The 14699-nt window shown below is 43.5% G+C and carries 14 protein-coding genes; all 14 read left to right on the forward strand.

Annotation, left to right across the window (positions count from 1 at the left end):
- Positions 1-58: 58 nt before the first annotated feature.
- The gene (locus LIR34_RS12600; protein ID WP_173901750.1) at positions 59-1162 is read left to right on the forward strand and encodes an FGGY-family carbohydrate kinase; all 1104 of its coding nucleotides are present in this window, start codon (positions 59-61) and stop codon (positions 1160-1162) included.
- Positions 1163-1186: 24 nt separating this feature from the next.
- The gene (locus LIR34_RS12605) at positions 1187-2695 is read left to right on the forward strand and encodes a sugar ABC transporter ATP-binding protein (RefSeq protein WP_173901751.1); all 1509 of its coding nucleotides are present in this window, start codon (positions 1187-1189) and stop codon (positions 2693-2695) included.
- Positions 2692-3639, forward strand: coding sequence for an ABC transporter permease (locus LIR34_RS12610; RefSeq protein WP_173901752.1), 948 nt, complete (start codon positions 2692-2694; stop codon positions 3637-3639). Before LIR34_RS12605 ends, LIR34_RS12610 begins: the two co-directional genes overlap by 4 nt.
- A gap of 67 nt (positions 3640-3706) precedes the next feature.
- Complete coding sequence (locus tag LIR34_RS12615) at positions 3707-4693, forward strand: substrate-binding domain-containing protein (protein ID WP_173901753.1); 987 nt, start codon at positions 3707-3709, stop codon at positions 4691-4693.
- 101 nt (positions 4694-4794) lie between these two features.
- On the forward strand, positions 4795-5019 hold the full coding sequence (locus tag LIR34_RS12620; RefSeq protein WP_144369442.1) for an HPr family phosphocarrier protein: 225 nt from the start codon (positions 4795-4797) through the stop codon (positions 5017-5019).
- Positions 5020-5138: 119 nt separating this feature from the next.
- Positions 5139-5927 carry a triose-phosphate isomerase gene (gene tpiA / locus LIR34_RS12625; protein ID WP_173901754.1) on the forward strand — a complete coding sequence of 263 codons (789 nt, stop codon included), beginning with the start codon at positions 5139-5141 and terminating at the stop codon, positions 5925-5927.
- Positions 5928-6096: 169 nt separating this feature from the next.
- Positions 6097-6747: a deoxyribose-phosphate aldolase gene (deoC, locus tag LIR34_RS12630; RefSeq protein WP_334297681.1), complete on the forward strand. Its 651-nt coding sequence runs from the start codon at positions 6097-6099 to the stop codon at positions 6745-6747.
- A 30-nt stretch (positions 6748-6777) separates the two neighbouring features.
- The gene (locus LIR34_RS12635) at positions 6778-7842 is read left to right on the forward strand and encodes a galactitol-1-phosphate 5-dehydrogenase (protein WP_144369440.1); all 1065 of its coding nucleotides are present in this window, start codon (positions 6778-6780) and stop codon (positions 7840-7842) included.
- A 22-nt stretch (positions 7843-7864) separates the two neighbouring features.
- A complete protein-coding gene (locus LIR34_RS12640) occupies positions 7865-8143 on the forward strand; it encodes a BMC domain-containing protein (RefSeq protein ID WP_022214806.1) in 279 nt (92 codons plus the stop codon).
- A 122-nt stretch (positions 8144-8265) separates the two neighbouring features.
- A complete protein-coding gene (locus LIR34_RS12645; RefSeq protein WP_227239490.1) occupies positions 8266-9651 on the forward strand; it encodes an aldehyde dehydrogenase family protein in 1386 nt (461 codons plus the stop codon).
- Positions 9652-10046: 395 nt separating this feature from the next.
- Entirely contained in the window at positions 10047-12008 is a 1962-nt protein-coding gene (thrS, locus tag LIR34_RS12650) for a threonine--tRNA ligase (protein WP_161283954.1), read from the forward strand.
- A 203-nt stretch (positions 12009-12211) separates the two neighbouring features.
- Positions 12212-13060, forward strand: a complete 849-nt coding sequence (locus LIR34_RS12655; RefSeq protein WP_161283955.1) for a sigma-E processing peptidase SpoIIGA — start codon at positions 12212-12214, stop codon at positions 13058-13060.
- 12 nt (positions 13061-13072) lie between these two features.
- Entirely contained in the window at positions 13073-13804 is a 732-nt protein-coding gene (gene sigE, locus LIR34_RS12660; RefSeq protein WP_161283956.1) for an RNA polymerase sporulation sigma factor SigE, read from the forward strand.
- A gap of 108 nt (positions 13805-13912) precedes the next feature.
- Complete coding sequence (locus LIR34_RS12665; RefSeq protein ID WP_320442968.1) at positions 13913-14620, forward strand: N-acetylmuramoyl-L-alanine amidase; 708 nt, start codon at positions 13913-13915, stop codon at positions 14618-14620.
- Positions 14621-14699 lie beyond the last annotated feature (79 nt).

The raw sequence follows: 14699 nt of genomic DNA on the forward strand, positions 1-14699 counted from the left end.
TTCTATAGGTATAGAATTTACTCTTGCAAGGTAGAATTTAAAAATTCATTTAACTTGGATGATTCCCAAAGCACTGTGGATCAAGAGAAACAGAACAGATGTTTATAATGCCTGTTATAAGATCGTGGATCAGCTTGACTGGATGAACTATCAGTTATGTGGAGAGTGGTCAAGTTCAATCTGCAATACAACCTGCAAATGGAATTATGTTTCCTCTATGGGCGGTTATCAGAGAGATTTCTTTGAACAGATTGGATTTGAGGATTACGAAGAAAAACTGATCATGCGAGTTGACAAGATCGGTGACGTGGTAGGAACCATTCTTCCGCAGATCAGTGAAAAATATGGATTTTTCAGGGAAATGAAGATTGTGCAGGGTGGTATAGATGCTCATATAGCCATGTTTGGACTTGATGTTTTAAAGCCTGGAAAATTAGGTGTTATCATGGGAACCAGTTTTGTCCACCTTTGCCTGTCAGATCAGAATCCAGATATGAAAGGTATCTGGGGACCTTACGATGGTGCGGTTCTGGATGATATGTGGCTTCTTGAAGGAGGACAGATTTCTGCTTCGGGACTGGTAAACTGGTTCAGACATAATTTTCATATTCCGGAAAAGGATGGAAATCCATATGGACATCTTCTGGAAATTCCGGATGAAATTCCGATTGGTGCAGACGGGGTTACGGTACTGGACTTTTTCCAGGGAAACCGCACACCATATAAGGATGCAATGGCAAAGGGTGTTATATTCGGTCTGAATATCAAACACACATGGAAACATATTTACCGGGCAGTTCTGGAATCTGTTTCTTATGGCACACAGAATATTATCCGTAATTTTGAAGAACAGGGTTATCCGGTGGCTTCTATCACTGCATGCGGAGGAGTGACCAAAGACCGCCGCTGGCTGCAGATGATCTCAGATGTAACCGGAAAACCAATCATTGTAAATGAAAATATACAGGCAGGTGTCCTCGGCTGCTGTGTAGTAGCGGCATCGAAGGGAAGATTTTACAATGATTTCCAGTCGGCAGCAGAACATATGGTAAAACCGAAGTTTATTGTAGAGCCGGATATGAAGAATCATGAAGAATATCAGCCATATTTCCATAAGTATCTGGAATTATATGAAAGTCTGAAGGATCTGATGCATCAATAAGCAGAGACAAAGGAGGAATACATAGTGCAGGAACATGACAATATTCTGGAAATGCGTAAGATTGATAAGTTATTTCCAGGAGTCAAGGCACTGGACAGCGTAGACTTTTCCGTAAAACGAGGCGAAGTACACTGTCTGATTGGTGCCAATGGAGCTGGTAAATCTACATTGATGAAAATCCTTTCAGGAGCTTATGTAGAAGACAGCGGCGAGATTATTTTTGATGGTGAAAAACTCAAACCGCATGGAACGCTGGAACGTAAGAAAAAAGGTATTTCCGTTATTTATCAGGAACTTTCACTGGTAAATGAACTTACGGTTGGTGAGAATGTATATATCAACAATTATCCGAAGACAAAATTTGGAACTGTAGACTGGAAAGAAGTATATAAGAAAACCCAGGAAATCGCAGATGAAATGAATATGCAGATTGATGTCAGGGCCAAAGTCAGCAGTCTTAATATCGGACAGAGACAGATGACGGAGATCATGAAGGCACTTGCCAGCAATGCGAAGCTGATTGTTATGGACGAGCCGTCCTCAACACTTTCCAAGAGAGAATTTGAAACACTGCTCCAATTGATTAAGGATCTCAAGGCAAAAGGCATCACACTGATCTATATCTCTCACCATCTGGAAGAACTGTTTTTGGTTGGTGACCGTATTACAATTCTCCGCGATGGCAAGTTTGTAGCCTGTCGAAATGCATCAGAGATCAATGAAGATCACCTGGTAGAATATATGACGGGAGCCAAGGTCAGCGAGAAAAATGAATACACAGAAGCAAAGCCGCTGAACGATGAAAAAGTTCTTGAAGTAAAGGGACTTACCAATCATAAAGTAAGGAATATTTCTTTTGATCTTCATAAAGGAGAAGTCCTTGGACTCTATGGTCTGGTTGGTGCGGGCCGGACAGAAGTCATTCGTTCGATTTTTGGAGCGGATCCATATGAAAAAGGTGAGATCAAGCTTCATGGCAGACCGGTACATTTCAAACATACCGGTGAGGCAATCGCAAATAAGATCGGTCTGATTCCTGAAAACCGTAAAACACAGGGACTTGTTCAGATACTTCCAGTCTGGGAAAATATGACAATGGTTGCACTTGATAAGTGCAAGAAAAATGGAATCATTAATTATGGAGTGATTCGTGAAACCTGTGAACTTTATAAGAAAAGTCTTAATGTAAAGACACCGTCGATCAACACTGTGATCCAGAATCTGTCCGGCGGAAATCAGCAGAAGGTTATTATTGCAAAATGGCTCTTCCGTGATTGCGATATCCTCCTGATCGATGAGCCTACACAGGGAATCGACGTTATGGTAAAAGAAGAAATTTATAAGATTATTCGAAATCTTGCGGATGAAGGCAAGAGTATGATCGTGGTTTCTTCGGAACTGGATGAGTTGCTTCGAATCTGTGACAATATTATTGTAATGTTCGATGGCAAAGAAGTCATGACTTCATCAAAAGAAAACTTTAATCCGGACAAAATTTTATCCGTATCTGTTACAGGGAGGAACGAATCATGAGAAAAGAACCTATGAAGATCAGCGATCTGCTTAAAAAATATAACCTGCTGGTACTGCTGATCGTATTTATAGTTATTGCATCTATATTATCACCTAATTTCCTGACTATCGGGAATGTATTGAACCTTTTGCAGCAGGCATCAATACCGGGAATCGTAGCTATTGGAATGACCCTTGTAATCATCATCTCCGGTATTGATCTGTCTGTTGGATCAGTGGCAGCATTTGCAGGAATGATCAGTGCAATTCTTGTAAGCAAAAACATTCCTATTATAATTGCTGTACTTGCAGGTGTGGTTCTTGGAGCGGCACTTGGACTGATTACTGGTATTCTGATTGCAAAATTCGGTCTTCCGGACTTCATTGCTTCCCTTGCAATGATGGAGATTGCCAGAGGAGCAGCACTTCTGACTACACAGGGTGTTCCGGTTTTTGGACTTTCCAGTGATTTCAAATTCATTGGCGGTGGTTTTATCGGTAAAGTATCTGTCAGTGGTATTATCTGGATTATTCTGACGGTTTTCTTTGCACTGCTTCTGAAATATACTTCTTTCGGTCGAAGTCTGTTTGCGATTGGCGGTAACCGTGAAGCAGCAACACTTTCAGGTATCAAAACAACAAGAAACTATGCGATCACTTATGTCCTCTGTGCAGCCCTTGCAGCATTTGCAGGTGTTCTCACCGCATCCTGGCTGGCAACCGGACAGCCGACAGCAGGTGATGGAATGGAACTGAATGCGATTGCGGCATCTGTAATCGGTGGTGCCAGCCTTTCTGGTGGTATTGGTTCCATGCTTGGAACATTTGGTGGTGTATTTCTTCTGCAGATCATCACAAATATTTTCAACCTTGTAGGTCTTGCTTCTTTCTATCAGCAGATCGCAAAAGGTGTCATTATTATTGCAGCTCTTCTTCTTAACAGAGCAATTGATGCAAAAAAATAAAAGAATGATGAAGTACAAGGGGTGCTTATCATAATAAAAACTATATTTTTTAAAGGAGGATTTCAACATGAAGAGAAAAGGTTTCCTTGCGATTCTGACAGCAATGGCAATGATTGGGTCTATGGGAGTTTGCGTTTACGCGGCAGATGACGTTATGGCTGATTATACGGGAAAAGCAGATTACAAGATCGGATTCTCACAGTGTACACTGGCTTCCCCATTCTATGTAACTATGAAAGAAGTTGCAGAAGATTATGCAAAACAGCTTGGTGTTGACTTTGTCTGTGTAAGTGCAGATGATGATGTTACAAAACAGAACAACGATATCAACGACATGATCTCCAGTGGAATCAATGCTCTGATCCTTAATCCGATCAATGCAGAAGGTGTTGCTCCTGCAATCGAAGCCTGCCAGAAAGCAGATATTCCGGTTATCACTGTTGACCGAAATGTAAATGATGGAAATACCGCTTATGTAGGTCGTGACAACGAAGAGATGGGAAGACTCGTAGGAGAAGCTCTTGTAGAAGAACTTGGCGGTAAAGATAAGGCAGAAGGCAAGATCCTTGAGATTCAGGGAACGGCTGGCGATACTGTTATGATGGCAAGACGTGACGGATTTGAATCTGCAATCGCAGAAGCTCCGGGACTTGAAGTGATCCAGTCTGCATACTGCGATTACACAAGAAGCAAAGCTGTTACAGCTACACAGGATTTACTGCAGAGTAATGACGGCATCGTTGCTGTATATGGACATAATGATGATATGTCTCTTGGAGCAGCTCAGGTTCTTCAGGAGAAAGGAGTCGAAGGCGTCAAAGTAACAGGTGTAGACGGCCTTATGGAAGCTGTTATAGCAATTAAGGATGGCAAATATTCCATCACAACTATGAATGACCCGGGTTCTCTGCTGAAGGTTGCTATGAATACAACCCTTAAAGTTCTGAATGGGGAAGATTATGAAGAATTTGTAGATGCAGGTACTGGTGTTATTGACAGCAGCAACGTAGATGATTACGTAGACGACAGCCTTGCGTTTGCAGCAATGAAATAATAGGAAATATTGCAGAAAAGGCTGGTCATAAATTTGACCGGCCTTTTTTGGACAAAAGTTCTCTTTTATTAATAAAAGTTATATACAGTAGGAGGAAGAACATGTACCGATTAATTAAACTGACAGAGGCAAATGACCTGAGGGATTTTATGAACCTTGCATGTAAATGCAGAAGTGATGTGGGGGTGCATACCGATCAGAATCAGATTGCAGATGCAAAGTCCATTCTGGGACTTATGGCACTGGATTATAACGAACCGGTAAAAGTAGTTACCGAAGACGAAGCTTTTTTGAAGAAGTTGGATAAATGGGCAGTTGACATGTGAGCACCTTTGTGCTAAGATAAGCACATAAGTTACAAATGATATTAATACAGGAACAAATGTAAACATATGTAACAGGTGAATACAAAATTGCCTGCTTTAAAAGTCAGGAAGGAGGATCTATGGAACAGAAGAATCTGGACCAGATCATCCGGGAAACAGTAGCCAGATATATGAAACATTCTCTGATCGTCGCGGGAAACTGGAAGATGAACATGACCGTCAGAGAAGGAATGGAGTTTCTGGAAAAGCTGGGCCCGGTCGACGGGAAGGTGATGATTTTTCCACCGTATACAACACTGGCAGTTCTTGCAGGAGAGTTCCGCAGGAGAGGAATTACCTATGGGCCGCAGAATTTCCATTATAAAGACAGCGGAGCCTATACAGGAGAAATTTCTCTTCCTATGATTAGAGAACTTGGCTGTGACTGTCTGCTGGTAGGGCATTCCGAACGTCGCAGCTACTATAATGAAACGGATGAAGAGATTCACAAGAAGATCCAGGCAGCACTCTCAGAAAATTTTTCCGTTATGCTCTGCATAGGTGAGAATCTGGATGAGAGAAAAAGCGGGCAGTGGAAGAAGGTATTAAGGAAACAGCTTTTGGAGGATCTGGAGGGACTTTCCAGAGATAAGATTCCCTATATACAGATTGCATATGAGCCAATCTGGGCAATCGGAACCGGAGTAAGTGCATCCACAGAAGAAATTACAGAGACACATCGATATCTCAAGACCGTTCTTCAGGAACTTACGGGAAGTGACATCCCGCTTCTGTATGGTGGAAGCGTCAACGAAAAGAACGCTGCTGAGATTGGAAGTTGTCCGGGCGTAGATGGATTCCTGATTGGAGGAGCAAGTCTTAAACCAGATAAATTCCGAAAGATCATCGAAATAAGTAAACGAGAGTAATCCCCCTTTATAGGGAAATATACCATATAAGCAATTATAAATGGAAAGAGAGGAATAAGCTATGGAGATGGAACAGTTAGTCAGTAAGATTACAGCGGAGATTCTCAGAACAATGCAGAATCAGGGAAGTGTGAACACACCTTCTGTCAATACAGGAAATGTAGCCGGAATGATCGATCATACACTGCTGAAACAGAATGCCAGTGAAGAGCAGATCGTAAAATTATGTCAGGAGGCAAAAGAATACCATTTTTGTTCTGTATGCGTAAACCCATGTTATGTTCCATTATGCTATGAAGAACTTCGCGGAAGTGGAGTTAAAGTGTGTACAGTAATTGGTTTCCCTCTGGGAGCAACCACCACAAAATCCAAAATTTTTGAGGCAAATGAAGCAATAGAAAACGGTGCCAATGAAGTAGATATGGTTGTAAATGTCGGAAAGATCAAATCAGGAAACTGGCAGTTTGTAAAGAAAGATATTGCAGACCTTGTGACAGCCGTTCATGGAAGAGCAATTGTTAAAGTTATCATTGAGACCTGTCTTCTGACAGATGAAGAAAAAGTTAAGGTCTGCCAGATCGCAAAAGAAGCAGGTGCAGATTTCGTTAAGACATCTACAGGATTTTCTACAGGCGGAGCAACTGTTGCGGATGTTGCTCTGATGAGAAAGACTGTAGGACCGGATATGGGAGTTAAAGCGTCCGGCGGTGTAAGAGGACCGGAAGATGCAAAAGCAATGATCGCAGCAGGTGCAAACAGACTCGGAACAAGCGCCGGAGTTGCAATTGCAAAAGGTGAAACCAGCAAGAGTACATATTAAGTATAAGCAGGAAAAGGAGATGGCATATAGATGGCACAGAAAATGAGAGCGGTTCGTTTATTTGCACCAAAAGACATCAGATGTGTGGAAGTAGACGTTCCTCATATTGAAAAAGATACACAGGTATTGATCAAAGTAAAAAGCTGCGGTGTCTGCGGTTCGGATATTCCACGAGTTATGGTGAAAGGTACTTACCATTTTCCGACAACGATCGGACATGAATTTGCAGGACAGATCGTAGACTGTGGTGATAAAGTTAAGAATAACCTGACAGTAGGAGATAGAGTTTCCGTTATGCCTCTGATCCCGTGTGGCGAGTGTCAGTACTGCAAGGTCGGACAATCCCACCTCTGTGATCATTATGATTACTACGGATCCAGAAGAGACGGTGCCATGGCAGAATATGTCGTTGTAGAATCTGCAAACTGTCTGAAATTACCGGATAATGTAGATTATGAAGAAGGTTCTTTTACAGATCCTGTATCTGTTGGTCTCCATGCAGTTCGTAAATGCCGTATGGAAGCTGGTAAGACAGCAGCAGTATTCGGACTTGGTGCAATTGGATTTATCTGTGTTCAGTGGCTCCGTGCACTTGGCTGCACAAAGGTTATCGCAGTAGATGTTGCAGATGATAAACTTGCACTTGCAAAACGTCTTGGTGCAACAGCTGGCGTAAACGGAATGAAAACAGACGCTGTGGCAGCGATCAAAGAGCTGACAGGCGGCGAAGGTGTAGATATCGCAATTGAATTTGCCGGAAACAAGATCACACATGTTCAGGCAGTGGCATCCTGCAAGAAGAATGGTGAAGTTGTATACGGCGGCATTACCTATGACGATGTAACTTATCCGAACAAGGTAATCCAGGCGATTCTTCGTGGTGAACTTACTATCCACGGAAGCTGGAACTCTTCCATCAATCCACTGCCGATCAACGAGTGGAAGAGCGGACTTGAATTCATGAGTACAGGTCAGATGAATGTGAATCCACTGATCACACATCGTGTTCGTTTGGAAGACTGTAAAGAAGTATTTGAGATGATGTACAACAGAACAGAAGTGTTCACAAAAGTATTATTCAAACCGGAAATGTAAGAGAGATTAGGAGGAAATCATCATGACACAGGAAGCATTAGGAATGGTAGAAACCAGAGGACTTACAGCAGCAATCGAAGCAGCAGACCAGATGTGTAAAGCAGCAAATGTTGCACTTGTAGGAACAGAAAAAATCGGTTCCGGACTGGTAACAGTTATGGTTCGTGGAGATGTAGGTGCAGTTAAATCCGCAGTAGAAAGCGGAAGTGCAGCAGCATCTAGACTTGGTGAGTTAGTAGCAACTCATGTTATCCCAAGACCGCACACTGACGTAGAAAAAATTCTTCCTACTGTAAAATAATATAAAGAACGGCTGCATTACATGGGCAGTCACTACGTCAAGCAGTTAAAAATGCCTCTGCCTGGATTTCCGGACAGGGGTATTTTTGAAGCAGTGAAAGGAGAAATAAATCCATGGATGAAATGATGATCAAAAACATAGTCAGAGAAGTTTTGATGAAAACAAATCTGGATATTTCCTGCAAAAGTGATCAGGGTGTGTTTGAAGATGTAAACGATGCAATCGATGCCGCATACATCGCACAGAGAGACTGGTATATGAATTATAAAGTAGAAGATCGTCGCCGTATTATAGAAGCGATCCGTGTTGTTTCCAGAGAAAATGCCCCAATGTTTGCCAAAATGATCCATGAAGAAACTGGAATGGGACGTTATGAGGATAAGATTGCAAAAAATCTTGCTGTAATCGACAAGACACCAGGGGTGGAATGTCTGGTTACAGATGCGATTTCCGGTGACTCCGGTCTTATGATCGAAGAGCAGGCTCCATTTGGCGTTATCGGTGCGATCACACCATCTACAAACCCGACAGAAACTATCATCAACAATACGATTAGTATGATCGGTGGCGGAAATGCAGTTGTATTTAATGTCCATCCGGGTGCCAAAAAAGTCTGTGCGGTCTGCCTTCAGATTCTCCACAGGACGATCGTGGAGAACGGCGGACCTGCAAACCTGATTACCATGCAGAGAGAACCTGACATGGAAGCAGTTAATAAACTGACAGCCAGTCCGAAGATACGTCTGATGGTTGGAACAGGTGGAATGGGAATGGTAAATGCACTTCTCAAATCCGGCAAAAAAACAATTGGTGCAGGAGCAGGAAACCCACCCGTTGTAGTCGATGATACGGCTGATCTGGATAAAGCTGCATCCGAAATTTACAGAGGTGCATCCTTCGATAACAATCTTCTGTGTCTGGCAGAAAAAGAAACGTTTGTTATGGATAACGTAGCAGATGAACTGATCCGCAAGATGTGTGCCTGCGGTGCGCATCTTATCACGCCACAGGAGACGGAACAGCTTCTTAAAGTGGTATTTCTGGAAAAGGACGGCAAATATTCCGTAAACAAGAAATGGGTCGGCAAGGACGCTTCTCTGATTCTTGAAAGCATCGGAATCAAAGATGCAGACACCAGGCTGGTTCTCTGTGAAGTACCGCATGATCATCCATTTGTACTTGTAGAACAGCTGATGCCGATCATGCCGATCGTCCGCTGCAAGACTTTTGAGGACTGTGTAAAATATGCTGTAGTTGCAGAAAACGGAAACCGCCACACAGCATCCATGTTCTCCAAGAACGTAGACCATATGACAAGATTTGCAAAAGAAATCGAAACAACCATCTTTACCAAAAATGCTGCAACACTTGTCGGTGTAGGAATCGGCGGCGAAGGCCATACGACTATGACAATCGCAGGACCGACCGGTGAAGGTCTGACCTGTGCGAGAAGTTTTACAAGAAGAAGACGCTGCATGCTGGCAGATGGAGGACTTCGCGTAATTTAAATTGGTCTTACCAAAAAACAAAATCACCCATTGACAAACGGAAAACGTGCGGATATAATGGGTTACAGAATAAAGAAACACGTTGAAGAGAAGAGTAAACTGTGGAAGGCTCCAGAGAGAAGTACATTTGCTGAGAGTATTTCAGCGGGAAGCAGTCGAAGACCATCTCCGAGTGGCCCTAATCCGGTCCGGTGATTCCGTTATCATCTTATAAGAGTGGCTGAGTCTGTTCGATGAGGTACAGATACAGCAAGCAGGGTGGAACCGCGAGTAGATCATTCGTCCCTTACAGTACAGAGATGTATTGTAAGGGACTTTTTTACTTTATAGAATTATTTACTCGTCCCTGTGGAAAACTTACAATTTTTATTCATTACAAAAGGAGTTCAAAGATTATGATCATCACACTGAAAGACGGATCCAAAAAAGAGTATTCCGAAGCAAAATCAGTCATCGACATCGCTTATGACATCAGCGAAGGACTGGCACGTGCAGCCTGTGCAGGAGAAGTAAACGGAGAGGTTGTAGACCTTCGTACCGTTCTCGACAGCGACTGCGAACTGAACATTCTCACAGCCAAAGACGAGAAAGGACTTGCCGTTCTTCGTCATACCGCTTCCCATGTACTTGCTCAGGCAGTACAGAACTTATATCCGGAAGCCAAGGTTGCTATCGGACCTTCTATTGATACAGGATTTTATTACGATTTTGCTCACGAGCCATTCTCCCGCGAGGACCTCGATGCAATCGAGAAAGAAATGAAGAAGATCATCAAGAAAGGTGCAAAGATCGAGCGCTTTACAAAATCCAGAGAAGATGCGATCGCATACTTCAAGGAGAAAAACGAGCCATACAAGGTAGAACTGATCGAGGATCTTCCGGAGGGAGAAGAAATCTCCTTCTATTCACAGGGAGACTGGACAGACCTCTGTGCAGGCCCGCACCTGATGAGCGTAAAAGGCGTGAAAGCCTTCAAACTTCTTTCTTCTTCCAGCGCTTACTGGAGAGGAAGCGAAAAGAACGCAATGCTGACACGTATCTACGGAACAGCTTATGCAACAAAAGACGAGCTCAAAGAACATCTGGAGCAGATGGAAGAAGCCAAGAAACGTGACCACAACAAACTTGGCCGTGAGATGAAAATCTTCACAACAGTAGACGTAATCGGACAGGGACTTCCGCTTATCATGCCAAACGGTGTTATCATGATGCAGGAACTGCAGAGATGGATCGAAGATGAGGAGACAAAACGTGGCTATGTAAGAACCAAGACTCCTCTGATGGCAAAGAGCGATCTCTACAAGATCTCCGGACACTGGGATCATTACAAAGACGGAATGTTCGTTCTCGGTGATGAAGAGACAGACAAAGAAGTATTTGCACTTCGTCCGATGACATGCCCGTTCCAGTACTATGTATACAAAGCAGAACAGCACAGCTACCGTGATCTGCCGTTGCGTTACGGCGAGACATCCACACTGTTTCGTAACGAGGATTCCGGTGAGATGCATGGTCTGACACGAGTTCGTCAGTTTACAATCTCTGAGGGACATCTGATCGTAAGACCAGACCAGATGGTAAAAGAATTCAAAGACTGTATCGCACTTGCACAGTACTGCCTGCAGGTACTTGGAGTTGAGGAGGATGTAACCTACCATCTGTCCAAATGGGATCCGAACAACAGAGAAAAATACATCGGTGATCCGGAAGTATGGAATGAGACAGAAGAAGATATTCGTCAGATGCTCGAAGAACTGAACATCCCATTCACAGAGGATGTCGGAGAAGCAGCTTTCTACGGACCAAAAGTCGACATCAACGCAAAGAACGTATATGGCAAAGAAGATACCATGATCACAATCCAGTGGGATGCACTTCTTGCTGAACAGTTTGATATGTACTACATCGACGAAAACGGTGACAAAAAACGTCCGTGTATCATTCATCGTACATCCATGGGATGCTATGAAAGAACACTTGCATGGCTGATCGAAAAATACGCAGGAATGTTCCCGACATGGCTGTGTCCGGAGCAGGTTCGTGTGATCCCGATCTCCGAGAAATTCAACGCTTATGCTGACAAAGTAGAAGCACAGATGAAAGAAGCAGGCATCCGCTGCTCCGTTGACAGACGTTCCGAGAAGATGGGATACAAGATCCGTGAAGCACGTCTTGAGAGAGTACCGTACATGCTCGTAGTCGGTGCAAAAGAAGAGGAAGAGGGCAAAGTTTCCGTAAGAAGCCGTTACCTTGGCGATGAGGGAATGAAAGAACTCGGAGAATTCATTGCAGCGATCAAAGAAGAAATCAAAAACAAAACAATTCGTAAGATCGAAGTCCAGGAAGAGAAAAAATAATAAAAAATCTCCTCATAACGCAAAACTTCTTTCATGCTGTCGATAAGACGCGAGAAGTTCTGCAGAACTGAGTTCCTGTTTTGACAAAATCTGCACCCTCTGTCTTATATAATGAGATCACTTACCAAAGTGAAGGATTTATATAAGTGCAGAGGGTCTTTTTTTATATATTACAGGATGCCATTTTCTTTGGGGAGGATCATATGCAGGAGATCTACATAGACGTTGTTTTTGCAGCAAATCTTTTGATGGATTATCTTCTCCTTGAGCTGGTGGCAAGATTCTTAAGATGCCGCACCAGTCACAGACGTTGTCTGGCTGCCGCCATCCTGGGGGCTTTTGGTTCCTGCCTGATCCTCTGTATCCCTTCGGAAAATACTCCGGTGCTGACAGTTGTTCTTCATGGCTTCTGTGCACTTCTGATGCTTCGGATCGGACTTAAGATCCAGAAGGAAGCGCTTCTTCTCAAAGCGTTTCTGATGTTATATCTGACCGCATTTCTGTGCGGCGGTTTCTGGGAGGCTGTTTCAAGAGAAAGAGCACTTACGCTCAGGATATTTCTGCTGTGCGTTTTTGTGGTATACACAGGCAGCAGTGCTTTTCTTTTTGCGGCAGACTCGATCCGGGCTGGCCGGAAGAATATTTATCCTGTGACACTGGGGTGTCAGGGAAGAGTACAGTCAGCTTACGGGCTTTACGACAGTGGAAACCTTCTTACAGATCCGTTGAATGGCAAACCAGTGTCGATCATTGAACCGGAGCTTCTGTATAAGCTTCTGACAAAGGAGGATGCAGAAATCCTGAGAAGCTTCCATGAGAATCCGAAGGAACTGACAAATACAGAGATCGCAGCTCTGAAACCACATTATCTGTCACTTACGACAGTAGGGAACGACCCGCAGATGCTTCTGGCAGTGATGCTTGATGACCTGTGCATTCATACTCCTGGAAATGTGATCCATATAGCAGAACCGGTTTTTGCACTGACATCGAAATCTACCGCTTTGGGGAGGGAATACAGGCTATTGTTGAATTCCAGATTATTGCGTTAGGAGGAGCATATTATGAGAAGATCAGCAGCAAGTGTGGATTATAACCCGTTTCAGCTTTTTCAGAGACTGGTACTGACAAGATCAAGAGATGTCTATTATATAGGTGGAAGTGACGTACTTCCGGCACCTTTGGATCCGAAGAGAGAGGCATATGTGATCAGTAAGCTGGAAACCGACCAGCACCAGGAGGCAAGATCCCTTCTGATCGAGCATAATCTGAGACTCGTGGTCTATATTGCGAAGAAATTTGACAATACAGGAGTCGGGGTGGAGGATCTGATCTCTATTGGAACCATAGGACTGATCAAGGCAATCAATACCTTCAATCCGGTCAAGAATATCAAGCTTGCGACCTACGCATCCAGATGTATTGAGAATGAGATCCTGATGTATCTTCGACGGAACAGCAAGACCCGGATGGAGGTATCCATTGATGAGCCGCTGAATGTGGACTGGGATGGAAACGAGCTTCTCCTTTCGGATGTTCTGGGGACAGAGGATGATGTGATATCAAGGAAGATGGAGGATGAAGTAGAGATCACCCTTCTCGGTAAGGCAATCAATAAACTTTCTCCGAGGGAGCAGATGATCATCAAGCTTCGCTTCGGACTCAATAATGCAGACGGCAAAGAAAAAACACAGAAAGAAGTTGCAGATCTTCTTGGAATTTCCCAGTCGTATATCTCCCGACTTGAAAAACGTATCATGAAACGTTTGAAGAAAGAAATCATAAAATATGAATAAGTAATTCTGGTAACTATTCAGAAGATAGTGAGGATACTGAACAGTTACGAATTCTGTTTATAAGCGGACACATCCTGGCATATATATAGAAAGAATATGCGAGAGGATGTGTCCTTTTTGCGAAAATATAGGATGGAATTGATCATGGCATGCCTGTTGCTGATAAGTTTTTATTTTTTGTCCAGGCAGGCTGCCGCAGTATCTGTGTGGATGAATTCTGAAGAAGTCGAAAAGAAAGAAAATGTAATCGTGCTGGATCCGGGGCACGGGGGAAGTGATCCGGGAATGATCGGGATAGACGGACTGGAAGAAAAAAATATCAATCTGTCCGTGACACTTCTTCTCAAAGAAAAGCTGGAAGAAAAGGGATATACAGTCGTCCTGACCAGAGAAGAAGACAAGGGACTTTATGACGAGTCTGCACAGAACAAAAAGGCACAGGATCTGCAGCGAAGAATTGCCCTGATCGATGAGACCGCTCCGGCACTGACGGTCAGCATTCATCAGAACAGCTATCATGACCCGGCGGTCAAAGGCCCGCAGGTTTTTTACTATGAAACCTCACCGGAGGGAAAAGAACTGGCTGCGGTTCTACAGGAAAGACTGAATGTGATGCTCGAGGTGGAACGGCCGCGGGAAATCAAGGGAAACACCAGCTACTATCTGCTGAAGAGGAGCAGGAGCATCCTGGTCATAGCGGAGTGCGGATTTCTCACGAATCCGGAAGAGGCAGAACTTCTGCAGACAAAAGAATATCAGCAAAAAGTAGCCGCCGCACTGGCAGAGGGAATCCATAGCTATATACAGAAACAGTAAAAGTTTTTTTGCTATTAATTTCGTATTCTGTTATACTGGATTCGAAACAATGCAGAAGATAAAAAAGAAATACAGAGGG

This window comes from Blautia sp. MSK17_66, from assembly GCF_020538025.1.
Lineage (GTDB): Bacteria > Bacillota > Clostridia > Lachnospirales > Lachnospiraceae > Blautia_A.

Coding starts and splice junctions, on each gene's coding strand:
- LIR34_RS12600 (WP_173901750.1), top strand. CDS start 59: ATGATTCCCAAAGCACTGTGGATCAAGAGAAACAGAACAGATGTTTAT.
- LIR34_RS12635 (WP_144369440.1), top strand. CDS start 6,778: ATGGCACAGAAAATGAGAGCGGTTCGTTTATTTGCACCAAAAGACATC.
- LIR34_RS12610 (WP_173901752.1), top strand. CDS start 2,692: ATGAGAAAAGAACCTATGAAGATCAGCGATCTGCTTAAAAAATATAAC.
- LIR34_RS12645 (WP_227239490.1), top strand. CDS start 8,266: ATGATGATCAAAAACATAGTCAGAGAAGTTTTGATGAAAACAAATCTG.
- LIR34_RS12655 (WP_161283955.1), top strand. CDS start 12,212: ATGCAGGAGATCTACATAGACGTTGTTTTTGCAGCAAATCTTTTGATG.
- sigE (WP_161283956.1), top strand. CDS start 13,073: ATGAGAAGATCAGCAGCAAGTGTGGATTATAACCCGTTTCAGCTTTTT.
- LIR34_RS12620 (WP_144369442.1), top strand. CDS start 4,795: ATGTACCGATTAATTAAACTGACAGAGGCAAATGACCTGAGGGATTTT.
- LIR34_RS12615 (WP_173901753.1), top strand. CDS start 3,707: ATGAAGAGAAAAGGTTTCCTTGCGATTCTGACAGCAATGGCAATGATT.
- tpiA (WP_173901754.1), top strand. CDS start 5,139: ATGGAACAGAAGAATCTGGACCAGATCATCCGGGAAACAGTAGCCAGA.
- LIR34_RS12640 (WP_022214806.1), top strand. CDS start 7,865: ATGACACAGGAAGCATTAGGAATGGTAGAAACCAGAGGACTTACAGCA.
- thrS (WP_161283954.1), top strand. CDS start 10,047: ATGATCATCACACTGAAAGACGGATCCAAAAAAGAGTATTCCGAAGCA.
- deoC (WP_334297681.1), top strand. CDS start 6,097: ATGATCGATCATACACTGCTGAAACAGAATGCCAGTGAAGAGCAGATC.